Raw genomic sequence first — 22,784 nt, 5'->3', positions numbered from 1 at the left:
CCGATCGGGTGTTTTCCCACAGCTTGATCGGGACTATCCTTATAGGCAGGTCTTGGAGGTGCAGGTGAGACGATTAACGCGTGTTTCTGCTGTGCTGCGCACTGTTGTTCTGCGTAGCTTTGTTTTGGGTGTTGCTGTTCCAGGCGCTGCCGCTCTGGGTAGCGCAGTTCTGGGGGCTGTGGTATTCGCTGGGCTGATCAATGCGGCTGTTGCTGCGCAACCTGTCGCATTAGGCGGGCCTGCGGGTGAGTCACAAAGCCCGGCTGCGCAGCAGACCCAGAGCATGGTGCCGGGGCTGGGGCGATTCGAGTCCATTGATCGTGCCATGGCGCGTTACCGCGATCTGACACTTGAATACCGCTGGCCGCCGATTGTATCCACCGGGACCTTGCGGCTCGGCGACAGCGACCCAGTGGTGGCCGATATTCGCAATCGGCTGATGCTGCTGGGTGATCAGCAGACCGGTACGGCGCCCGCAGAGCCCTGGCGTTTTGACGAGGCGCTGCAGGCGGCGCTGGTGCGCTTTCAGCGTCGCCACGGGTTGGAGGCGGATGGCCTCTGGGGACGGCGTTCCCGTGCAGCGCTCGAGGTGTCGCCAGGGCTGCGTTATCGGCAACTGCAGCTAAACCGCGAACGTCTGGATCAGTTCGAAGCGCAGCGCGGGACTAAAAGCACCTACGTGGTGGTGAATATTCCTGCCTTCGAAATGCGCTATTTCGAAGCTGGCAAGCCGGTGCTGCAAATGCGCGCCATTGTCGGCAAGCTCAAGGCACGCACTCCGCTGTTGGTCAGTCAGATTGATTCGCTGGAGCTGAATCCGGACTGGAACGTGCCCAGCGGCATTGCCTACCGGGACATAGTGCCCGACATGGAGCAGTCGCCGGATGCGCTGTACAGCAAGGGCCTTGAGCTGGTGGTCGGGCATGGCGCCGGCATGCGTTCGTTGCCCCTGAGCGAGCTGGACTTTGAGCACCTGTATCGTGGTCCGCCGCCGCAGCAGCGCTTCTGGCAGGCGCCGGGGCCCAAGAATCCGCTGGGTCAACTGAAGTTCAACTTCCCCAATCCCTATCTGGTATATATGCACGGCACTCCGAGCGCAGGGCTGTTTAACAAGCCGGTGCGGGACTTCAGCTCCGGCTGCATTCGTATCGAGTACCCGGATCAGCTGGCCAGGCGCCTGTTTGGCCTTGCCGGTGGCGACCAGGTGTCGCGACTCGAGCGGGAGATCGCCAAGGGCAAGAATCGCGTGCTGTCACTGCCAGCCCCGGTGCCGGTCTATACCACTTACTGGACCGCCTGGCTGGATGATGAGGGTCAGGTGCAGTTCCGGGATGATCTCTATGGTCATGACGCCGATACTGAAAAGGAAGTTTCTGTGACGCAGCAGGCCCGCGTTGCCGGGCCCTGAATTCGTGTCTTGTCTTCTTTCTTCTTTCTTCTTTCACCTTTCACCTTGCGACTCCCTTACTCCTTCGCTGTTAGTCGATTGGCTTAGCCGGCTTTAGCGTCGCAAGACTGACGGTCGGCAGGGGCGCCAGGCGCAGCTCGAGCTCCTGCGCCTGGCTGAGGTCAAGCTCCAGCAGTATCTGCAGCTGATCATGCCATTGCCGATCAAGTACCGTTAAATTTAGCTGCTGTATCAGATGCTCTAGAGTGCCTGTCAGGGCGTGGGGCGCGAGCAGCTCATAGGACTGCGTAAAGACACGGGTTTCGGTGGGCAGGCTTGCCAAGCACTCCTGCACCGCCTGGCTGTAGGCCCTGACCAGCCCGCCGGCACCGAGTTTCACACCCCCAAAATAGCGCGTTACGACCAGGGTTATCTCCCCCAGCCCCGAGTGTGTCAGCACGTTGAGCATGGGTTTGCCGGCGGTGCCGCGGGGCTCGCCGTCATCGCTGCAGTTCCACAGGTTGTAGTCCCCGGGCGCGCCTGCGACGTAGCACCAGCAGTGGTGATTGGCATCGGGGTAGCGACTGCGCACCGCACTGATGAAGTCATTGGCGGCGTTGGCACCGGCGGTCGGTGCCGCCTGGCAGATAAACAGGCTGCGCTTGATTTCAATGCTGACCGCGTGCTGCTCACTCGGGCGCAGGTAGGTCTCAGGCATCGCTGGGTGTGAGCCACAGGGTCAGACTGGCATACCAGTAATACTGCTGCAGGTTGTCACGCAGCGCCTGCTGTACCGCGCTGCCTGAGAGTCCGCAGCGGGCGAGCTCGGCGCTGTTGAGACTCAGTTCCAGCTCGATGCGGGCCTTGATGTAGTAGAGTACGAGTTTTTCCCATTTCAGCTCTGGATGCAGTTCGCTCAGGGTGGCTCTGAGGGCGTCCTCGACTTCTGCGCGCAGTGGCAGGGTGTCGCAGTACAGGCGCTGGTCATCGTTGTAGGTGTCGATATGGAAGATGACATCGCCGATGTCGTCAAAGCGGGTCTTCAGAATGCGCACCGCGGTGTCGCCGATATAGTGGCCTTCAGAAGCGCTCAGGTGACTTTCAACCTGGATATGCATTTCCAGCAGACTCTGGCCACCCATCAGGCGGGTTTTCAGGCTGTGGACGCTGATCACGCCGTCGACATTCTGCACGGCCTGTTCCAGTTCGCGCACCTGGGACTCCGGCAAGGCGGTATCGACCAGTTCCTTGATGCTCTTCCAGGTCAGATCCCAGCCGATTTTGGCGATCAGCAGTGCCACCAGCACGGCGGTAAGGGCATCGAGCCAGGCCCAGCCGAGCATGGCGCCGGCAATACCGATCAGTACCACTATGGATGAAAAGGCATCGCTGCGGCTGTGCCAGGCGTTGGCGATGATCAGATCCGACTTGAGCCGCTTGCCTGCGGCCAGGGTGTAGCGGTAGATCCATTCCTTGCTGACGATAGACAGCCCTGCCACCACCAGCGCGGGCCACTCGGGAATCAGCAGGGATTCGCCGCTGAAAATAAGCCCGACGCTGTTGTACGCCATGGCGCCGGCGATGGCAATCAGCAGGCCACCGAGCATAACAGTACCGGCGGTCTCGAAGCGGGCGTGGCCCCAGGGGTGATCTTCGTCCGGTTCCTGGTGTGATACCCGCAGAATGAGGATGACCATGAAGTCGGTGGCCAGATCCGACAGCGAGTGAACGCCGTCGGCAATCAGGGCATGGGAATGTGAAAACATGCCGACAAGAATTTTGGCGACACCGAGAACGGCGTCGAGCAGGCTGCCGACCAGGGTGACTTTCTGCGCTTCTTGCTGGCGTTGCTTGGCTGTGTACATTGCGAATCCATTGAGTAATGAGCGCTAATAGTAACGGTTGCGACGGAATACCGGCCAGTGCCGCACACTGGAAATTGCGCCGGGCCCTGAAGCTAAGCCCGCAGTGCCACTGTTTCAGAAACTTTACATAACGAAATCGCCACCCAATAGGCCAAACATCACCAGTTTCTTGAAAATTTCGTTGCAACTCATTGATTTTGTTCTGCAACGACTAATGTTTAAAAAATGAACAATCTGTGTGAGGCAACGCTATCATGGGCTGGGTGGCGGTTATTTTCGTGCTCACCCACACCCTTATCCACAGCAGATGTGGGTATAACGTCGCAGACCTGTAACCGCGGGCCTGTGGACGCTTTTGCTGCGGGGTGATATTCACAACGGCGCTCAGTCGATGCCCAGAATTTTGTGAGTTTGCAGGCTGAGCTTCCACTGCGGGTGATCCAGGCAGTACTGCACACAAAGGCGCAGATGGGCGGCGGCATCGGGCCCATCCAGTGGCTGCAGGTAGAAATGCTCGAAGGCCAGTGAGGTAAAACGCTCGGGCGGTGCCAGCAGTTGCGGGTAGACCAGCTTGAGCTCCTGTCCGGCGCTCAACACCAGGTCGGTATTGGCTTTGGGGCTCAGGCAGATCCAGTCGATACCCTCGGGCAGGGGTTTGGTGCCGTTGGTTTCAACGGCAATTTCAAAGCCCACGGCCTTGAAGGCTTCGATCAGGGCTGTATCGAGCTGCAGTGCAGGTTCACCCCCGGTGCAGACCAGGTAGGGGGTGCCCTGGGCAGGATCCGGCCAGAGTGCCAGGGTGGCCTCTGCCAGGGCTTGTGCGGTTGCAAACTTGCCGCCGTTTTGGCCGTCGGTACCGACAAAGTCGGTGTCGCAGAAGTCACAGATGGCACTGCTGCGATCCTGCTCCCGGCCTGACCAGAGATTGCAGCCGGCAAAACGGCAGAACACCGCCGGGCGTCCGGCCTGGGCACCTTCGCCCTGCAGGGTGTAGAACATTTCCTTGACGCTGTACATGGGGTCTCCGGGGCCTTGCAGGGCTGTTGTAACGGGCGGCTGGGTTTCAGTGTGCACTCAACTGAATCGTCTCACCGCCGCCTGTGGCGGTGTCACACTTTTGGTGCGGGTTCCAGGGATGCGCCTGCAACTTCGCCACCAAAGGCGTTGAGCAGATCCGGAATCAGGCGTGTCAGTTCGAGCCCCAGCTGCGCCACATCGGCATCAAAGCGGGCCAGTTCGTCGTCGGCCACATCCTGCTGGCGTTCCTTGAACTGATCGGTTTGCTTGATGCGATGCACGCTGAGATCTTCGTGCAGCAGGAAGCGCAGGTTCTCGTCCCACTCCAGCGCCAGCTTGGAAACGCGTTTGTCGGCTTCGAGGTGCGCCACGATCTCGCTGCTGGTGAGCTCCTGACCCTTGATGCGGATCACGCCACCTTCGACCAGGTTGTCCTTCAGTTCCGCCTCGTCGAGCAGCTGCAGAGAGGTTGGCAGTGGTTCCTGCTGTTCCAGCCAGTGACTCATGACCGCCGCCGGAGACTGCTTGACGTCTGGCAGTATGATCGGCAGTGAGCCCAGGCTGGTGCGCAACTGGCTGAGCAGGTCTTCGGCGTTCTTGTGGCTGGAGGCATCGACCAGAATCAGCCCGGCCTGGGGCGCAATCAGTGCATAGGTCTGGTTGCGCTTGCTGAAGGCACGGGGCAGCAGGTCAAGAATGATTTCGTCCTTGAGCTGGGTATGCTCGCGACGATACACCTTGCGTGCCTCTTCCTTTTCGATCTTCTGTACCCGTTCTTCCAGGGACTGGCGAATGACCCCCGAGGGCAGGATTTTTTCTTCTTTCTGGGTGCAAATCAGGTGATAGCCGGCACAGCTGTAGACCAGGCTGTCCGGCAAGGCCTTGCAGGGGGCTATCCAGCCGGAGCGGCTCAGTTCCTGGCTGCCGCAGGGCTGAAAGGGTGTCGCTGCCAGCGCGTTTTCCAGTGTCTCGGTGTCTTTGTCGAAGGCGGCGCTAAAGCGATAAAAGATCAGATTTTTGAACCACATGGTATATCGTTGCCTGCTGAGTAGGGGCGCTATTCTAGCGGCTCATGGCGTAATTGCCATGGCGAATGAAGCAAGTCACCGAGGCGCGCAAAATCTGTGCCTCGGTGGCAGGCCGATCAGAGGCCTTCGTAGGCCAGCAGCGTGTGTACCGGAATGCCGGCATCCTGAATGCGGGTGGAGCCTTCGAGGTCCGGCAGGTCAATCAGCGCAGCGGCTTCATAGACGCTGGCGCCAAGTTCCTTGATCAGGGTGCTGGCGGCCAGGATGGTGCCGCCGGTGGCAATAAGGTCATCAAAAATCAGTACCCGATCACCGGGGCCCACGGCGTCGATCTGCATTTCAACGGTGGCGGTGCCATATTCCAGCGCGTAGTCAGCCTGTATGGTCTTGCCCGGCAGTTTGCCTTTCTTGCGCACCAGCACCAGGGGCAGATTGAGGTGGTAGGCCATGATCGAGCTGATCAGAAAGCCGCGGGCGTCAATGCTGGCAATATGGGTAATGTCGGTGCCGATATAGCGCTGAATAAAATCATCCGTGACCATGCGCAGGGCTTTGGGATCTTTGAAAATAGGTGTGATATCGCGAAACATGACGCCTTTTTCGGGCCAGTCCGCAACCGTGCGGATAACCGATTTTACGTAGCACTCATCGTAGGGCATGCAAGAACTCCTTGGGCGCAGCGCGGCTGCGGTTGTGATGGGGTCGGTGTAATTAGTGTCAATGGATTCAGGTTGTCTGCTGCAGGCTTGGGCACTCGCCGGACTGCAGGTAGAGCTGGGATATATCGGTAATGTCGATTTCCTTGCCTTCCACCTGTATCAGGCCGCTTTTCTGAAAGCGGGTAAAGAGCCGGCTGACTGTTTCGATCGCCAGTCCCAGGTAGTTGGCGATTTCGTTGCGTGACATCGACAGACGAAAGCGCGTTCTGGAATAGCCGCGGATGCGAAAGCGTTCCGACAGCCGGATCAGGAAGGTGGCCAGGCGCTGCTCGGCGGTTTTTTTCGACAGTAACAGCAGCATCTGCTGATCGTCACGAATCTCACGGCTCATGGTACGCATGATCTGGCGCCGCAGCTCCGGCAGTTCACCGGCCAGATCATCCAGGCGGGCGAAGGGAATATTGCATACGGTGGTGGTTTCAAGTACCCGCGCAGCGTTGGGGTACTGGCCCGAGTCCATGCCGCTGAGGCCAATCAGTTCACCGGGAAAGTAGAAGCCGGTGATCTGTTCGTCGCCCTCCGGTGTGACCGAATAGGTCTTAACGCTGCCGGCCCGCACGGCAAAGATGGAGCCAAACGCCTGGCCCTGATCGAACAGCAGCTCGCCTTTTTTCAGCGGCTGGCTTTTGCTGATGATGGTGTCCAGGCGATCTATATCCGTCAGCTCCAGTGAGACCGGCAGGCAGAGTGTGCTCAGGCTGCAGCTGTTGCAGTGCGACTGCTGGGCAGGACGTGGCGTCCCCGGTTTGCGTGGCTCATCCATAGGTACTTCCTGTTTCCTGGATTGATAGGGCGCTCGGATTGAGGTGCATGGCGGCTGACGGCGCCTAAACGACTTAAGCGTGCAATTATCCATCATTTGGCGCGCCGGTTGAAGTCATGGGCACAAGCGATGGATCAGGGCGCCAGTATCGCTATCAGGCTAAAGAGACCAAACAGGATAATCAGGCTGCCTGCCAGTTGCTGGGTCAGGCGCCGTGCCAGCAGCTGACGCAGCTGGGCGGCCATCAGTCCGGTGGCGAGCATGGCGGGCAGGGTGCCCAGACCGAAGCTGGCCATCAGCAGGGCGCTGCTCTGCCAGTCGCCGGCGGCGGAAGCCCAGATCAGGGTGCTGTACACCAGTCCGCAGGGTAGCCAGCCCCATAACAGGCCCAGTGCCAGTGCTTGCAGCGGCGTACGGGCCGGCAGAAAGCGCGCGGCAACTGGGCGCAGGTAGCGCCACAGGCCGCTGCCGGCACGCTCCAATAGCAGCAGGCCTTTCCACCACTGGCCTATGTAGAGCCCCATGGCCACCAGCATCAATCCTGCCAGGGTGCGCAGTACCAGGGTCGCCGTGCCGCCGGCCACCAGAACACCAAGGCCGCCCAGAAGGGCGCCGGCCAGGGCGTAGCTGAGCAGACGTCCGCCGTTGTAGCCCAGCAGCAGGATGATAGCGGGCGTGCGGCTGTCGGGACGGGTCATGCCGACCGTCGCCGCTATGCCACCGCACATGCCGATGCAATGGGCGCCGCCCAGCAGGCCAAGGACAATTGCGGTGCCAATCGACAGGCCTTCAGTCATCCGTATCGGCCCTGGACTGCTTGAGCGCGGCGGTTTGGGCTGGCGTTTGGGCAGGCCTGACCGGGCGGAGGCGATCCTGTTTGGCGTCGTCGGGGATCAGGTTGTCGTCATCATCAAACAGGATGCTGTGGGCGGGGGACTCCATATCATCGTACTGGCCGCTGTTGACGCTCCAGAAAAAGGCCCAGAGGGCGCAGCCGACAAAGATGATGGCAATGGGAATAAGCAGATACAGAATGTCCATGGATCAGCCTTTGGTGTCTGTTTCAAATCGGGCCTGGAATGGGCTCATATTAACGTCTGACCTTCCTGATACTTTCAGCTTTCAGCTTTCAGCTTTCAGCTTTCAGCTTGGTGTTTGGTCTGCGTACGCGCCTTGAAAGTCGCAGGGCATTGCCTACCACCACCAGTGAACTGGCGGACATGCCGATGGCGGCCATATAGGGTGCGACTAAGCCGCTGGCGGCGAGTGGCAGCGCCAGCAGATTGTACAGCAGGGCCCAGCCGAGATTCTGGCGAATAATACTGCGGGTCTTGCGTGCCAGCAAAATGCCATCCACCAGGCGGTTGAGGTCGCCGGACATCAGTACCGCATCGGCGCAGGTCTTGGCCAGGTCAGTGGCGGAGCCCATGGCAATGGATGTCTGGGCGCCGGCCAGTACCGGAATATCGTTGATACCATCGCCGACCATGACCACCTGGGCGCCATCGCGCTGCAGGGCGTTTATGTGGGCTAGCTTGTTTTCCGGCGACATGCCGCCATGAACGCGGTCGATGCCAAGACTCTGGCTGACGTGCTGCACCGCAGGCGAGCTGTCGCCGGAGAGCATCTCAACTTGCAGGCCCAGTGCCTGTAGCGAGCGGATGCATTCAAGCGCCTGGGGTCTGAGCTGGTCATCGAGCCCAAACCAGGCCAGGGGACCTTCGGTGCTGCACAGCAGCAGCCATTGGCTCTGGTTGTCGGGCAGCGTGGGCCTGGGTGCGTGCGGGCAGAGCGCCGCGGCAAAATCCGCCGTGCCGATGCGATAAGGCGTGCCATCGACCCTGCCCTCGAGCCCCAGCCCAAGGTGGGACTCCAGCGTCTCGGCGGGCTTGTCGATAAAGGGGTGGAAGGCCTTGGCAATGGGGTGTTCGGAGTGGGCTTCCAGGGCTGCGGCCAGGCGCAGGGCTTGATCGCGCCTGGCACCCAGGCAAGTGACACTGTGCAGGCTCAGGTTGCCCTGGGTCAGAGTGCCGGTCTTGTCGAATACGATATGGCTGGCGCGGGCGAGGTTTTCGAGTACATGGCCCCTGGTGATCAGCAGACCGTGCTGACGCAGTGTGCCGGTGGCGGTGGTCAGGGCCGTGGGAGTGGCGAGAGACAGGGCGCAGGGGCAGGTGACGACCAGTACCGCCAGTGTGATCCAGAAGGCATTGGCAGGGTCGAGTTGCCACCAGATCAGCCCGACCAGGCTGGCGGTGAGCAGTACCGCAGCAACAAAGTAGCTGGAGATGCGATCGGCGAGGCGAGCGCTGGCAGGCTTTTCGCTCTGGGCACGGTCCAGCAGACGGACGATGGCGGAGAGCTGGGTATCGCCCCCCACCTGGCTGATTTCCAGCTCGATGGGGTTCTCGACATTGAGGGTGCCGCCGACCACGGCGTCGCCCTCGCCGTGGCGAATGGGCAGGTACTCGCCGGTCAGGGCCGATTCGTCGATGGAGGAATGGCCGCGCCGGATAATACCGTCCGCCGGCAGACTCTGACCGGGTTTTACCAGCACCCGGTCGCCGACCCTGAGTTCGCTGGCCGGCACCAGCAGCTCTTCACCGTCGACGAGGCGAAGGGCGCTGTTGGGCAGCAGGTTAAGCAGGGCATTGCCGGCGCGCCCGGTGCGGTGACGCGCCTGCATTTCGAGGTAGCGGCCGATAAGCAGGAAAAAGGTGAACATGGTGACCGAGTCGAAATAGACCTCGCCACTGCGGGTCAGGGTGGCCCAGACACTGGCGCAGTAAGCGCCCAGCACGGCGATGGAGACAGGCACGTCCATGCTCAGGTGGCGGCTGCGCAGGTCACGCAGCGCCGCCTGATAGAACGGCAGGGCGGCGTAAAGGGCGACGGGGCTGGCCACGATCAGGCTGGCCCAGCGGATAAAGCTGACAAACTGCGGTTCCATGTCCTGCAGGGCGCCGGCGTAGAGGGCGATGGCGTACATCATCACTTGCATCATGCCGACCCCGGCGACCCCGAGGCGTCTGATGGCGCGCTTCTTTTCCCGTTCGAGCAGCTGCTCTTCTTTGTCGGGATGGTACGGGTGGCCCTGGTAACCGATGCGGTAAATCTGCCCCAGCAGCAGGCTCAGGCTGGTGCTTGCCGTATCCCAGCACAGGCGCATGCGGTGATTGCTCAGATTGACGCTGACCCGCTGTACGCCGGGCTGGCGTTGCAGGTGATGTTCCAGCAACCAGGTACAGGCGGCGCAGGTAATGCCTTCGATGACCAGGCTGGCTTCACGGCTGCCGTCGTCCAGGGTTGAGACGAAGGCTTGCTGCATGCTGGGCAGGTCATAGAGCGCCAGTTCCTGGGTCAGGACGTCGGGCAGGGCGCGACCAGCAATATCAGCGCCGCCAGGGGTGCCGCTGCGATGGCGATAGTAGCCGTCCAGGCCGCTGTCGATGATGGTCTGCGCTACGGCCAGGCAGCCGGGGCAGCAAAGCTCGCGCGCCTGGCCGTCGATCTGCAGGGCGTAGTCTGAGCCTGGGGGCACATCGAGGCCACAGTGAAAGCAGCTGCTGACCTGCTCTATAGCGTCTGGTGGCGTGTCACGCCTCAGTGCACTGTCGGAGGTGGAACTGTCGCTGGCGGAGCTCAAGGGGGTTGCCATGATGCCTGGAGTCAGTGTGCCGGAGACAGCTTAATGCGCAGCGGATCATAGGGTGGCAGGGCCTCGGCCCGCAGGCTCCAGCTGTTGTCGCGGGGCAGCAGTACCAAATAGCGCTTGCCGGTGCTCAGGGCGGCCTGCAGGCTGCCGGTAAAACGGGTGCTGCCGGGTATGCGTCGCAGCTGTGCATTCTGATCGTACTTCTGGTGAATCGGGTGGATGATTTCCAGCGTCAGGCTGTTCAGGTCGTCGGCCACCTTGCCGTGCAGGGTCAGGCCTATATCCCCGGTGACATCATCGATCAGCAGGTCGGCGTCAAGCCCCAGGGCTGCGGCGTTGTTCGAGAGGGTGCTGTCGATCTCCAGTCCCTTGGCGACCTGATAGTAGTCGTCCTTGACGATGCCGTCGGCGGTGACGATCGACAGGACCAGAAAGGTTGTGCCGGAGAAAATGGAGGCAATGACCGGGGCCAGGATAAACCAGAGCCAAGGCTGTTTGTACCAGGGTGCGATGGCGATGTTGTCTTGCTGCATGATGATCCTTAAAGCGCGCTAAGGTGGTAGCGGGCAAACAACTGCCCGTGCGCGGCGCTATTCTAACCGAAAATCCCGGGGCCTGCTGCTGCGACAAATTGCCCCGGGGCTGTTGAGAGTGCTGTGATGCTGTTTAGTTCAGCGTCTGGGTGCGGGGCCGAGAAAGCGGCTCTCGGCATCCAGGTTGATCGAGGGGTCATCCAGCGACCGCACATGGAAAACAATGGTGTAGTTGGCGCGCTGCAGTGCAGCAGGATCCGCCTGCAGACGCAGAGCGACATCGGTCAGCTCGCCGGCGGCGATGTTGAGCTGCGACTCGGTTACCAGCGTCAGTCCGTCGAAGCCGCTGACGCTGATTTCAAAGCGGTGATCCTGCTGCGCCTTGTTGGCGAGCTTGAGCGTATAGCTGTTTTCCAGCTTGCCATCGGAGGTGTGGGTGAACAGGGAGCCGCGATCGCGCAGGACATCGACTTCCAGCGGTATGCGGGTGGCGATAGTGTAGGCGAAGGCCGCCAGCATGCCTCCCAGTAGCAGGGCGTAGACTATGAGGCGCGGGCGCAGCAGTTTGGTGGGCTTGCCCTCCAGTGCGTGCTCGGTGGTGTAGCGCACCAGCCCGCGTGCGTAGCCCATGCGATCCATCACATCGTCGCAGGCGTCGATACAGGCGCCGCAGGCCACGCACTCGTGCTGCAGGCCGTCGCGAATGTCGATACCCACAGGGCAGACGTGCACGCAGTTGCCGCAATCGATGCAGTCACCCAGGCCTTCGGCCTTGTAGTCGAGTCCTTTTTTGCGTTTGCCGCGGTGTTCGCCGCGTTTCTCGTCGTAGGAGATGACCAGGGTGTCGGGGTCAAACATCACGCTCTGAAAGCGGGCGTAGGGGCACATGTAGATACACACCTGTTCGCGCAGCCAGCCGGCGTTGCCGTAGGTCGCCAGGGCGAAAAAGCCCAGCCACCAGGTTTCCCAGGGGCCGAGGTTCCAGCTCAGAAGGCTCGGCACCAGCTCGCGAATGGGGCTGAAATAGCCGACAAAGGCAATCGCCGTGGCGCCGGCGATCAGCAGCCAGAGAAGGTGCTTGAGGGTTTTGCGGGCAGCTTTGTCCGCCGTCCAGGGCGCCTTGTCGCGTTTCATGCGCTGGTTGCGATCACCTTCGGTGATGCGCTCGGCCCAGATGAAAAACCAGGTCCAGACAAACTGCGGGCAGGCATAGCCGCACCAGAGGCGCCCGGCCACCGCGGTGACGAGAAAGAGCACGAAGGAGAGTATGATCAGCAAAAAGGACAGCAGCATGAAGTCCTGCGGCCAGAAGGTCATGCCAAAGACGTGGAACTGGCGGTTAGGCAGGTCAAACAGCACCGCCTGGTGGCCATCCCATTGCAGCCAGGAAAAGCCAAAGTAGGCGGCCAGCATGATGCAGCCCGAGATCATGCGCAGGTTGCGGAACAGGCCCTTGTAGAACTTGACGTAAATATGCTCGCGCTTGGCGTAGAGGTCGTAGGTTTCGACCGTCGTCTTGGACGGGCTGCTTTTGGGAGTGATGTCTTTGACCGGAATCTGATTCATGCCATTACTCTTCGTGTGACCGGTTGCGGCGCAGGGCAAATCCGCGAGTTGTGGAACGCTGTATCGAGAGTCTGTCCGCTGCAGCCGGGCGGCGTGGAAACCAGGCGGCTACAGCGGACAGAGTCCAGTATAAAGGGCCCATAAAAAAGACGATATGACCTGCATCATATCGTCTTGATCACAGGCCTGCAGTCTGTCAGTCGTTTGACAGGCTGAAGACGTAGGCGGCAATCAGGTGAATCTTGTCATCGCTGAGAAGATTCTTGTGTGCCGGCATCATGCCTGCGCGACCGTTGCGAATGGAGTGTGTCACCGCTTCGAAACTGCCGCCATAGAGCCATACGTCGTCGGTCAGGTTGGGTGCGCCCAGTGCCAGGGTGCCCTTGGCGTCCTGGCCGTGGCAGGCGGTGCACAGGGCCTGGAACTGGGTTTCGCCACGCTGTGCGGCGTCCGGATCCACTTCATGACCGCCGAGGCCCAGCACATAGCTGGCCACATCACGTACACCTTCTTCACCAAGAACCGGGCCCCAGGGCGGCATGCCACCGTTGCGACCGTTGGTGATGGTCTGCTTGATAGTGGCAGGCTCGCCGCCGTACAGCCAGTCATTGTCAGTCAGATTGGGGAAGCCGTAGGCGCCGGTCCCCGCTGAGCCATGGCAGACGCTGCAGTTGTTGGCGAACATGCGCTGGCCCATCTGCAGACCGGACTTGTTGTCCTCGGTCTGCAGGTCTTCGATCGACAGGGCGGCATACTTGGCGAACACCGGCTTGTAGACTTCTTCGGCGTGCTGCATCTCTTCTTCCCACTGACCCGTGGATGTCCAGCCGAGCAGGCCTTTGAAGTTACCCAGTCCCGGGTACAGGGCCAGGTACACCAGTCCGAAGATCACAGTGGCGACGAAAAGCTGAAACCACCAGCGTGGCAGCGGGTTGTCGTACTCTTCGATGCCGTCGTATACGTGACCGACAGTCGTGTCCGTGGATTCCTTGTAGGTCTCGCTCTTGCGAGTCTGGAACAGCAACCATGTGCAGCCAAAAATGACCGCCAAGGTAATCACCGTTACCCATGCGCTCCAAAAAGCACTCATTTTTCCGTTCTCCCGTTATCGGCCTTAGCATCCGAAGGTTTCTCTTCGTCTTCGAAGGGAAGGTTAGCGGCATCATCAAATCCCTTCTTGTTCTTCGGGAGCATTACCCAGACGAACAGGAGAAGGAAGGTGATGAGCATGATCACCGGTATATATGGGCCATATACTTCGTAACTCACGTTAGCTACCGCTTGTTGCTATATTCGGAGTGCGTTTTGCCGAGTGCCTGCAAGTAGGCGACCAGCGCGTCTATCTCGTACTTGCCGCTCACAGCCTCTTGGGCGTCTTCAATCTGCTCGTCAGTGTAGGGCACGCCCAGCTTGCGCATGACCTTCAGCTTGGCTTCAGTGTCGGAGCCGCTGACGCGGTTCTCAAACAGCCAGGGGTAGGACGGCATCTTCGACTGGGGCACAACGTCACGCGGATTGTACAGGTGCGCGCGGTGCCAGTCGTCGGAGTAGCGTCCGCCAACACGGTCCAGATCCGGTCCGGTACGCTTGGAGCCCCACAGGAAGGGGTGCTCCCACACGTCTTCGTTGGCGGTGGAGTAGTGACCGTAACGCTCGGTTTCCGCCCGGAAGGGCCGAATCATCTGTGTATGACAGACGTGGCAACCCTCGCGGATGTAGATGTCGCGGCCTTCGTTCTCCAGCGCCGAATAAGGGCGCATGCCCTCGATCGGCTGGGTGGTCGAAGAGTGAAAAAACAGCGGAACGATTTCCGCCAGGCCACCACCGCTGATCACGATAATGATTAGCAGTACCATCAGGCCGATGTTTTTTTCTATTGTTTCATGTTTGATCATCGAGAAAAGCTCCTATCGGCCTCAGGCTGTCTGTGGGGCCGAATCGACCAGCGGTGCGCGGCTGCCTTTGCGTACCGTTTGCCAGGTGTTGAAAGCCATCAGCAGCATGCCGGTCAGGAAGAAGGCGCCGCCGAGCCAGCGTACAAAGTAGCCCGGGTGACTTGCAGCCAGGGCTTCCACGAAGCTGTAGGTCAGGGTGCCGTCTTCGTTGACTGCGCGCCACATCAGGCCCTGCAGGATGCCGTTAACCCACATCGCGCAGATGTAGAGTACGGTGCCGATGGTCGCGAGCCAGAAGTGGGCGTTGATCAGGCGCACGGAGTACATCTGAGCCTTGCCCCACAGGCGCGGGATCATGTGGTAGGTGGAACCGATGGAGATCATCGCAACCCAGCCCAGCGCGCCGGCGTGTACATGGCCGATGGTCCAGTCCGTATTGTGGGACAGGGCGTTAACGGTCTTGATCGCCATCATCGGGCCTTCGAAGGTGGACATGCCGTAGAACGACAGCGAAACCACCAGGAAGCGCAGTACCGGGTCGGTACGCAGTTTGTGCCAGGCACCGGACAGGGTCATCATGCCGTTGATCATGCCGCCCCAGGAGGGTGCCAGCAGGATCAGGGACATCACCATGGCCACGGACTGAGTCCAGTCAGGCAGGGCGGAGTAGTGCAGGTGGTGACCGCCGGCCCAGATGTAGGTCGCAATCAGTGCCCAGAAGTGCACGATCGACAAACGGTAGGAGTAGATCGGACGCTCGGCCTGCTTGGGAACGAAGTAGTACATCATGCCCAGGAAGCCCGCGGTCAGGAAGAAACCCACCGCATTGTGGCCGTACCACCACTGCACCATGGCATCCACGGCGCCAGGGTAGACAGAGTAGGACTTGAACAGCGAAACCGGGATCACCAGGCTGTTGACGATGTGCAACACCGCCACGGTGATGATGAAAGCCATAAAGAACCAGTTACCCACATAAATGTGGGAGGTCTTGCGGTTCTTTACCGTACCCAGGAAGACGATCGCGTAGCTGATCCAGACCAGCCCCATCAGGATATCGATCGGCCATTCAAGCTCGGCGTATTCCTTGGTGGAGGTGATGCCCATGGGCAGGGTGATAAAGGCGGCGACAATCACGGCCTGCCAGCCCCAGAAGGTAAACTTCGCCAGTCCATCGGAGAACAGGCGAACCTGGCTGGTACGCTGCACTATGTAGTAAGACGTGGCAAACAGGGCAGAACCACCAAACGCGAAAATCACGGTATTGGTGTGAAGGGGACGAATACGTCCGAAAGACAGCCAGGGCGTATCGAAATTTAGTGCAGGCCAGACCAGCTGGGCTGCAATCAGAACCCCAACGGCCATACCGACGATACCCCATACCACCGTCATGATGGCAAACTGTCGTACCACCTTGTAGTTGTATGTTGGGTGTTCAGTTGCTGTGCTCATGTCAGGCTCTCATCAACAAGCTAGTGAAAAGGAAAACGTTCCGGCGGCAATTATCTGGGAACGCATCTTTGTTTACAATGCGAAGCCTTGGCTGGATGCGGTACATTGTCGCACCCAAACTCCGCGGCCGGATTGTACTCGATTTCGTTGCTTTGCGAACCGTAAATATTTAACGCGTTGAAAGATATTGAGAATTTTTTCGTCAAAAAGTCGTAACTAAGACGATAAATGACTCGAATTGAGGCTTTTTGGTCTGACTGTACCCCTGTGTATCAGGCCTAAAGTCGTATAAATCGGTGCTTTGTTTGATCTGAATCAAGATGTTCCAGGCGGGCGATTAATGGGAGATTCAATGTTTATAATGGATGGGCAGCCCCGCAAGGGTCGCATTTTATTTGCCCATGGTGCCGGTGCGCCCATGGATTCCGATTTTATGCAGGCGGCGGCGCAGGGGCTTGCTGACGCGGGCTATCAGGTGCTGCGGTTTGAGTTCCCCTATATGCAGGCCAGGCGTGAAGATGGTCGGCGCCGGCCGCCCAATCGCATGCCGCAGCTGCTTGAGTATTTTCGCGCCCGCATTGATGAACTGAATGATGGCGTGCCGCTGTGGCTGGCGGGCAAGTCGATGGGCGGGCGGGTCGCTACCATGCTGCTTGATAATGCGCCTGACTATGTGCGTGGCGCGCTGGTATTTGGCTATCCGTTTTACGCGGTCAAAAAACCGCAGCAGCCGCGCATCGAACATCTAACCGAGCTGCCTTTGCCGGTGCATGTTTTTCAGGGTACGCGGGATGCACTGGGCAATCGGGAGGCGGTGGAATCCTATGGGTTGTCGGCGCAGCTGCAGTTGCACTGGCTCGAAGACGGGGATCATGACCTGAAGCCCAGAAGGGCGTCTGGCTTTACCCAGGAGCAGCACCTGGCCTGCGTCTTTGCGACGGTGGCCGGGCTCTGATCCTTTTTTGCAGGCTAATGGCAGAGTGACGTGGTGCGTGCACTATCGCTCAATGCTCGAGTATGGTGATTTTTTCCTCGCGGATCAGCATCGGGTTTATGACCGCCATGGCTTCCTGACGTTCCGCTGAGCGTGCCCAGCGCTGCCAGTCCTGAATGGAGCGGTAAGTGGCCAGCACCACGCGATGGTTAGGATCCTGGCTGTTGTGCAGGGCCTCGCCGGAGATGAATCCGTGGGCCTGCATGGCCTCGGTCAGTGTCGCCCGGGCGGCTTGTTCGTAGTGATCGGCAAGGTCGTCGGCGATATGCCGCTCAATAAGGACGCGAATCATGATACTGCTCCTGTTTGGCAGTGATGTGCGGAGTCTGTTTTAAGCGTAATGAATTTGCGGCCAATCGCAATGCCTCTGTGGCTTTCTCTGTGCTGCCATATTTGCGACAATGGCCGCGTTCGAGATTAACTGGTGAATAAATGGGCAATATAAAACCTGATCAGGTGATGGATGCCTGCGGACTCTTCTGTCCGGAACCGGTCATGCTGTTGCATAACCGGGTACGCGAGCTGCAGGTGGGGCAGGTGCTTGAAATTGTCGCCACGGACCCGTCCACGCAGCGCGATATCCCCAAATTCTGTACCTTTCTGGGGCACGAGCTGCTGGCTCAGAAGGTGGAAAATGAGCAGTACCGATACCTGATACGCAAGGGAGCCGGCTGAGCCCGATGAAAGATAATGTAAATGCCGTAATTGAGCAGACCGAGCAGTTGCTTGGCGAGCTGGATCAAATGCTCGAACAGCGCGAACAGGTTCGCGTCGATACCCTGAAGCAACAGTCCGAGAGCCTAACCGTGAACGACGTGGCAAGCACCGAAAATACTGCAAATACCGAGAATACCAAGTCTCGTTCCAAGAACCGGGTGGCAAACCAGGCGGCGCTCAAGCTGCTGATGGAAACCTACCCCAAGGCGTTCAGCCGTACAGAGGTGCGTCCGCTCAAGATTGGTATTCAGGAAGATCTGCTGGCGGATGAGAAGATCGCCAAGAACAAGATCAAGCGCGCGCTGGCTTCCTACGTGCGTACGCTGTCCTACTATCGCAGCCTGCAGGCGGGCAATGCCCGTATCGATTTGGCGGGCGAAGCCTCCGGTGAAGTCTCCGCGCAGGAAGCCGAACACGCCAAAGGCAAGCTGAAGGAAATCAGCCGTCAGCGTCGCGAGCGCGAACAGGAGCAGCGCAAGGTGCAGGCCGAGAAGGAAAAATCCGACCGTCTGAGCAACAAGCTCGAGCAGCTGGTCAACCTCAAGGGCCGCTAGGAGGCTGTCCGACAATACTCAACCTACTGCGAGCCACCTGAGCTGGCTGTTTTTTGTGCTGTTTTGCGTTAAATAGAACCACTATTCGCCTTAAAACACCGCAAAAACCCGCTCAAATCAGTCGGCTCTCGCTACGGCCAGCATTCTCGGACAGCCTCCTAGGCACTTGTTGATCGCAAGTTTGATGTCGGGGATGGCTGGCTTTCAGCGTGCGGTTGAAATTTCGGTGCATGACCCAACGCGTTGTTAACTGTCTATCCGGGTTATGTGCCGTGTCTGATTCGTTGAACATCTGTTGTCCCCACTGTTTCGTGACCAACCGTCTGCCAGAGCAGCGCTTGGCTGAAAAGCCGCGCTGCGGTCGCTGCAAGGTGGCGCTCTTTGCCGGAGCCCCGGTTGACATTGATTCTGTGGCCTCTTTTGACAAGCTGGTCGGTCAGTCCGATATTCCGGTTGTCGTCGATTTCTGGGCATCCTGGTGCGGGCCCTGCAAAATGATGGCGCCGGTGTTTGCTGCCACGGCTTCGCGGCTGGAGCCGCAGTATCGCTTTATCAAGGTTGATACCGAGAAATTGCAGGCTCTGGGGCAGCGTTATGCTGTTCGCAGTATTCCGACATTGCTGGTGCTCAAGGGTGGGCGGGAGCTGGGACGCCAGGCGGGTGCCATGGATGCCACCGGATTTGAGCGTTGGTTGCGCAGATTCAGCTAAGGGGTGACAGCCGCAAGCTTTGGCTTGTTATAAAAAAGGCGCTGCAATTGCAGCGCCTTTTTTATGCTTGTCACCAGTCACCAGTCACCAGTCACCAGTCACCCTTTTCACTTTCACTTTCACTTTCACCTTTAGTCCGGTTCCTTATTCCAGCGCCTTGGGTGTGCCATGCAGGAAGCCCTGGGTGGCATCTATCTTCAGGCGTAGCAGCTGAGTCAGCTGGCTGCTGCGCTCGACGCGCTCGGCGTAGGCGGCAATATCCAGGCTGTGGGCCACGCTAACCAGGCTGCTGACGAAGAACTGATCCTGGGCATCGTTGTCGATATCGTGCAGCAGAGAGCCATCGATTTTGATGTAGTCCGGCTGCAGTTTGTAGAGATAGCCAAAGCCGCTGGGGTGTACGCCGAAGTTATCGACCCCAAAGCGGCATCCCAGGGTGCGCAGCGCATTGCGCAGACCTTCGATGCCTTCCAGGTTGTTGAGTACCGAGGATTCATTCAGCTCGATGCACAGGCGTGCACGCTCATTCAGTGTGCTCAGGCGCTCCAGCAGCCACTGGCGAAAGCCTGGGTTGGAAACGGATTCGTTGGACAGGTTGATGGCCAGGGCGGTGCCCGACGGCCTTTGCTGCAGGTACTGCAGGGCGTGATTGACCACGGCGCGGTCCATGTCGGTCATCAGGCCCAGCTCGCGCACCACGCTAATAAAGTCACCGGCGCTGCAGGGGCTGTTGTCGCGATTGAGGATGCGGGCGAAGACTTCCTGGTGCAGCTGCTGCTCATCGGTGCTAATGACCGGCTGTGCCTGCAGGAATATCTGCTCGTTTTCGATGGCGGCGGAGACGTGTGCATGCCAGCTTTCGTCAACGGGTTGCGGATCACCTGGAGCTTGGAACTGATGTACGCGTCTGCTTTCCTGTAGTGCTTTTTCGATGGCCAGGCGGGCATTGGACTGCAGCTGGGCGGCGCCTGTCTGGTCGTTGCCAAGGGCGATGCCGATACATACAGGCGCGGCTGTCGGAGCCTCGGATTGACGCAGCTGCTGGTAGTCCTGATCAATGCTGCTCAAAAGGCCGTTGACGATACGCTGCAGCTGATCCGGCGCCGGCAATTTCAGCAACAGGGTAAAGTCGGCACCGCTGAGGCGGCCCATGACGTGATCGCCTGCGCCGGTGCAGATGTCGCTGAGCTGTTTGCTCAGCAGGCGGATGAGATTGTCGGTTTTCTCGGCCCCCAGGGCCTGGTTGAGCGCTTGCAGGTTATCGATGTGCACATAGAGCAGGGCGCAGGGGCCGAAGTCCTGGCGGTAGTCCAGGCGTTCGCCCAGTTGGGCCCGGGTGGCGCGGGGATTGGGCAGGCCGGTGAGATCATCGCGGTACGCCTGGCGGCGCAGTTCTTCGATATTCTGGCTCTGTTCTTCGAACATCTGATGCACCTGGCGCACCATCTGGTTCATGGCTTCGACGACGCGGCGCAGTTCCCGGGTTTTCGGGATGCGCGGCTGTTCTATGTACTGTTTGCGTGTGAGGGCAATGGCCTGATCTTCCACGCCCTTGAGGGGGCGCAGAATAATCCGCAGCACCAGGCTGATGGCCAGGGTCGAAAGCAGGGCGAGGAACAGGAACAGGACCAGGGTCTCCTGTGCCACGCGCCAATAAGCCTGGTAGGCGTAACCAGGGTGGCCCTGCACGAATATGGTGCCGGTCTTGGCCCAGTTGTAGGTGACTTCGCGGGTCATGGCCGGTGGTGTGAGGGGAACCAGGTCGACGAACCACTGGGGCACGGTGTTGCCAATCACGGGCGCGGTTGATTTGCTGAACAGCATGTCACCCTCAGCCGTGACTACATCGATGCGCTGATAAAAGCCGCTGTCGAAGATGGCATTGATGGTGGTTTCCACCGTGGCTGCATCCTTGTTGGCGATATAGGGCGCCAGGTATAGCCCCAGGTGTGTTGCGGTGTCCAGGGCGTGGGATTCCAGCTGGTTGGTCAGCATTCGCTTGGAGCTGTCCGAGGCGATATAGATCGTGCCGCCGGCAAGTCCCATCATTGCCACCAGGGTGGCGGCTATCAACTGGTTTACGAGTGACATGCTATCTTCCTGTGTCTACTTGTCATGCTGTTCATTGATTCTCGACTGCAGTTGAACCCAGGGCTTGAGTCGATCCGAGGCGCCCACGAGATCCGCCCGCCGGCCTTTCTTGGTCAGCCAGAGGTTGTCACCATTAAAGCTGTATACGTGCAGCAGGTCCGGACGCTGATTGGCGGGCTTGATGTCGGGTATCAGGTTGTCCAGTACCAGAGGGATGTCGCTGGGCTGCGGATAGTAGGTTAGCACCATGTGGGCCTGGTTCAGTTCCAGTGCCTTGACGTAGGCGATGCTCATTTTTTCGATCGGTACGCCCAGTTCACGCAGGGTGTAGTACTTGGCGATGGAGAAGTCTTCGCAGTCGCCGCCGTTACTCACCAGAAACTCCACCGGGGTGGCCCAGTAGTCGGTTTTCTTCCAGTGGACTATATCGTCGAGAAAACGCACCTGGTTGAAGAAGCGGTTCACTTCGCGCAGTTTGGTGGTTTCATCGGCGTCGGCAAGGTCTGTGAGTAGCTGCTGCCAGGCGGCAAGGCGGCGTCGGGCGGGTTCGCCGTAGGTCTGGCCGAGCTGGTTGATACTGGCCTGGCTGAGTCGAACGCCGGTGTTGTCGTCGGCCGCAAGCATAATGCTGGCCGCGATGGCCAGGGCTAATAACAACGGCAGCAGCGTGCGAAGCGCGGGTCTGGAACTCGCAATATCCTGCTGTGAGTGTCGCTGCGTTAGCACCTGGCACGTCCTGTTCCCTGGGGAGGTCATCATGGATCATCCCGCAGTTTCGCTCAAGTGCTCAGCGCAGGCTTTATGCGGATGTGGCGGGAAAGTGTGCGCGGTTGTGGGGCTGTGTCAGCTCAAGGGCAGGCCCGCGTGGCACTATGCCGGTGGGGTTGATGCTGCTGTGGCTGCGGTAGTAGTGGTGCTTGATCTGGCCCATGTCGACGGTATCGCTGACGCCCGGCCACTGATACAGCTCGCGCAGGTAGCCTGACAGGTTGGGGTACTGGCTGATGCTGCGCAGGTTGGTTTTGAAATGGCCGAAATAGACAGCATCAAAGCGTACCAGGGTGGTAAACAGGCGCCAGTCGGCTTCGGTAATGCGGGTGCCGAGCAGGTAACGCTGCTGGCCCAGGCGCTGATCAAGTGTATCCAGAGCGCCAAACAGGCTTTCGAAAGCGTCGTTGTAGGCGCTCTGGGAAGTCGCAAAGCCGCAGCGGTAGACACCGTTATTGATTGTCTCGTACACGAACTGGTTCATCTTGTCGATTTCAGTGCGCAGGGGTGCCGGGTACAGGTCCGGGCCCTGGTTGACGAGATGGGAAAAGGCGCTGTTGAACATGCGCAGAATATCGGCTGATTCATTGCTGACAATGGTGTGCTGCTGTTTGTCCCAGAGCAGCGGGACTGTGACGCGGCCACTGTAATCAATCTGGGCGCGGGTATAGAGCTCGTGATGGTAGCGACTGTTGTAGAGCGGGTCGCCAGCAGGGAAATTGGGGTGATCAAAGGCGGGGTCGGTCTTGTACTCCCAGCCGTTTGCGGCCATTAGCGGATGGACACTGCTGACGCTGATTATGTCCTGCAGGCCCTTGATGCTGCGTGCGATCAGGGTGCGATGCGCCCAGGGGCAGGCGAGGGATACGTACAGGTGGTAGCGCCCGGCCTCGGCCTTGAAGCTGCCTTCGCCTATCCAGTTGCGAAAACGGGATTCATCCCGCACGAAGGCGCCTTTTTGACTTTTGGTGTCGTACCCCTGGTCGTGCCATTGTCCGTTGACCAGTAGTCCCATGGGTTCACCTCTGTGGTTGCGTCAGTAAAAGGGGTCAGGCCGGTTACCCGGCGCA

At 59.5% G+C, this 22,784-nt stretch carries 24 protein-coding genes; 5 read left to right on the top strand and 19 right to left on the bottom strand.

Annotation, left to right across the window (positions count from 1 at the left end):
• Positions 1–64: 64 nt before the first annotated feature.
• Positions 65–1,408: a L,D-transpeptidase family protein gene (locus A8C75_RS13170; protein WP_157890293.1), complete on the top strand. Its 1,344-nt coding sequence runs from the start codon at positions 65–67 to the stop codon at positions 1,406–1,408.
• Positions 1,409–1,478: 70 nt separating this feature from the next.
• On the opposite strand, the gene A8C75_RS13165 is transcribed toward A8C75_RS13170, so the two are convergent.
• The 15 genes from A8C75_RS13165 to ccoN form a co-directional block, all read right to left on the bottom strand.
• Positions 1,479–2,105 carry a YigZ family protein gene (locus tag A8C75_RS13165; protein ID WP_067383110.1) on the bottom strand — a complete coding sequence of 209 codons (627 nt, stop codon included), beginning with the start codon at positions 2,103–2,105 and terminating at the stop codon, positions 1,479–1,481.
• A complete protein-coding gene (locus A8C75_RS13160; protein ID WP_067383107.1) occupies positions 2,098–3,252 on the bottom strand; it encodes a cation diffusion facilitator family transporter in 1,155 nt (384 codons plus the stop codon). The genes A8C75_RS13165 and A8C75_RS13160 overlap by 8 nt, the downstream gene beginning before the upstream one ends.
• 384 nt (positions 3,253–3,636) lie before the next feature.
• Positions 3,637–4,269, bottom strand: a complete 633-nt coding sequence (gene queE, locus A8C75_RS13155) for a 7-carboxy-7-deazaguanine synthase (protein WP_067383104.1) — start codon at positions 4,267–4,269, stop codon at positions 3,637–3,639.
• 92 nt (positions 4,270–4,361) lie between these two features.
• A complete protein-coding gene (rdgC, locus tag A8C75_RS13150) occupies positions 4,362–5,297 on the bottom strand; it encodes a recombination-associated protein RdgC (protein WP_067383101.1) in 936 nt (311 codons plus the stop codon).
• A 116-nt stretch (positions 5,298–5,413) separates the two neighbouring features.
• Positions 5,414–5,956, bottom strand: a complete 543-nt coding sequence (locus tag A8C75_RS13145; RefSeq protein WP_067383099.1) for an adenine phosphoribosyltransferase — start codon at positions 5,954–5,956, stop codon at positions 5,414–5,416.
• Between the two features lie 67 nt (positions 5,957–6,023).
• Positions 6,024–6,779 (bottom strand): fumarate/nitrate reduction transcriptional regulator Fnr, encoded by a 756-nt coding sequence (gene fnr / locus A8C75_RS13140; RefSeq protein WP_067383096.1) that lies wholly within the window; start codon positions 6,777–6,779, stop codon positions 6,024–6,026.
• A gap of 134 nt (positions 6,780–6,913) precedes the next feature.
• Complete coding sequence (locus A8C75_RS13135; RefSeq protein WP_067383093.1) at positions 6,914–7,576, bottom strand: sulfite exporter TauE/SafE family protein; 663 nt, start codon at positions 7,574–7,576, stop codon at positions 6,914–6,916.
• On the bottom strand, positions 7,569–7,820 hold the full coding sequence (gene ccoS, locus A8C75_RS23985) for a cbb3-type cytochrome oxidase assembly protein CcoS (protein WP_067383090.1): 252 nt from the start codon (positions 7,818–7,820) through the stop codon (positions 7,569–7,571). The genes A8C75_RS13135 and ccoS overlap by 8 nt, the downstream gene beginning before the upstream one ends.
• Before the next feature lie 88 nt (positions 7,821–7,908).
• Positions 7,909–10,437 (bottom strand): heavy metal translocating P-type ATPase, encoded by a 2,529-nt coding sequence (locus A8C75_RS13125; protein WP_084784060.1) that lies wholly within the window; start codon positions 10,435–10,437, stop codon positions 7,909–7,911.
• A gap of 11 nt (positions 10,438–10,448) precedes the next feature.
• The gene (locus A8C75_RS13120; RefSeq protein WP_067383087.1) at positions 10,449–10,967 is read right to left on the bottom strand and encodes a FixH family protein; all 519 of its coding nucleotides are present in this window, start codon (positions 10,965–10,967) and stop codon (positions 10,449–10,451) included.
• A gap of 138 nt (positions 10,968–11,105) precedes the next feature.
• Positions 11,106–12,533, bottom strand: a complete 1,428-nt coding sequence (gene ccoG / locus A8C75_RS13115) for a cytochrome c oxidase accessory protein CcoG (RefSeq protein WP_067383084.1) — start codon at positions 12,531–12,533, stop codon at positions 11,106–11,108.
• Between the two features lie 196 nt (positions 12,534–12,729).
• A complete protein-coding gene (ccoP, locus tag A8C75_RS13110) occupies positions 12,730–13,623 on the bottom strand; it encodes a cytochrome-c oxidase, cbb3-type subunit III (protein WP_067383082.1) in 894 nt (297 codons plus the stop codon).
• Positions 13,620–13,802 (bottom strand): cbb3-type cytochrome oxidase subunit 3, encoded by a 183-nt coding sequence (locus A8C75_RS13105; protein ID WP_067383079.1) that lies wholly within the window; start codon positions 13,800–13,802, stop codon positions 13,620–13,622. The genes ccoP and A8C75_RS13105 overlap by 4 nt, the downstream gene beginning before the upstream one ends.
• Positions 13,803–13,807: 5 nt before the next feature.
• Entirely contained in the window at positions 13,808–14,428 is a 621-nt protein-coding gene (gene ccoO / locus A8C75_RS13100; protein ID WP_120785197.1) for a cytochrome-c oxidase, cbb3-type subunit II, read from the bottom strand.
• A 21-nt stretch (positions 14,429–14,449) separates the two neighbouring features.
• Entirely contained in the window at positions 14,450–15,880 is a 1,431-nt protein-coding gene (gene ccoN, locus A8C75_RS13095) for a cytochrome-c oxidase, cbb3-type subunit I (RefSeq protein WP_067383076.1), read from the bottom strand.
• A gap of 352 nt (positions 15,881–16,232) precedes the next feature.
• Between ccoN and A8C75_RS13090 the strand changes: the two genes are divergently transcribed.
• Entirely contained in the window at positions 16,233–16,835 is a 603-nt protein-coding gene (locus tag A8C75_RS13090) for an alpha/beta fold hydrolase (protein ID WP_084784059.1), read from the top strand.
• A 49-nt stretch (positions 16,836–16,884) separates the two neighbouring features.
• Here A8C75_RS13090 and A8C75_RS13085 read toward each other — a convergent pair whose 3' ends face one another.
• The gene (locus A8C75_RS13085) at positions 16,885–17,166 is read right to left on the bottom strand and encodes an antibiotic biosynthesis monooxygenase family protein (protein WP_067383073.1); all 282 of its coding nucleotides are present in this window, start codon (positions 17,164–17,166) and stop codon (positions 16,885–16,887) included.
• Between the two features lie 140 nt (positions 17,167–17,306).
• Between A8C75_RS13085 and tusA the strand changes: the two genes are divergently transcribed.
• The 3 genes from tusA (at position 17,307) to trxC (ending at position 18,855) form a co-directional block, all read left to right on the top strand.
• Entirely contained in the window at positions 17,307–17,549 is a 243-nt protein-coding gene (gene tusA, locus A8C75_RS13080; RefSeq protein WP_067383071.1) for a sulfurtransferase TusA, read from the top strand.
• A 5-nt stretch (positions 17,550–17,554) separates the two neighbouring features.
• A complete protein-coding gene (locus A8C75_RS13075) occupies positions 17,555–18,145 on the top strand; it encodes a ProQ/FINO family protein (protein ID WP_084784058.1) in 591 nt (196 codons plus the stop codon).
• 272 nt (positions 18,146–18,417) lie between these two features.
• Complete coding sequence (trxC, locus tag A8C75_RS13070) at positions 18,418–18,855, top strand: thioredoxin TrxC (protein WP_067383068.1); 438 nt, start codon at positions 18,418–18,420, stop codon at positions 18,853–18,855.
• A gap of 144 nt (positions 18,856–18,999) precedes the next feature.
• On the opposite strand, the gene A8C75_RS13065 is transcribed toward trxC, so the two are convergent.
• The 3 genes from A8C75_RS13065 to A8C75_RS13055 all read right to left on the bottom strand — a co-directional run bounded on the left by A8C75_RS13065 (position 19,000) and on the right by A8C75_RS13055 (position 22,729).
• Positions 19,000–20,946, bottom strand: coding sequence for a bifunctional diguanylate cyclase/phosphodiesterase (locus tag A8C75_RS13065; RefSeq protein ID WP_067383065.1), 1,947 nt, complete (start codon positions 20,944–20,946; stop codon positions 19,000–19,002).
• 15 nt (positions 20,947–20,961) lie between these two features.
• Complete coding sequence (locus tag A8C75_RS13060; protein ID WP_067387286.1) at positions 20,962–21,570, bottom strand: transglutaminase-like cysteine peptidase; 609 nt, start codon at positions 21,568–21,570, stop codon at positions 20,962–20,964.
• 175 nt (positions 21,571–21,745) lie between these two features.
• A complete protein-coding gene (locus tag A8C75_RS13055) occupies positions 21,746–22,729 on the bottom strand; it encodes a glutathione S-transferase family protein (RefSeq protein ID WP_067383062.1) in 984 nt (327 codons plus the stop codon).
• Between the last annotated feature and the right edge of the window lie 55 nt (positions 22,730–22,784).

The organism is Marinobacterium aestuarii (genome assembly GCF_001651805.1).
Lineage (GTDB): Bacteria > Pseudomonadota > Gammaproteobacteria > Pseudomonadales > Balneatricaceae > Marinobacterium_A > Marinobacterium_A aestuarii.
This window is presented reverse-complemented; position numbering and strand designations above follow the sequence as displayed.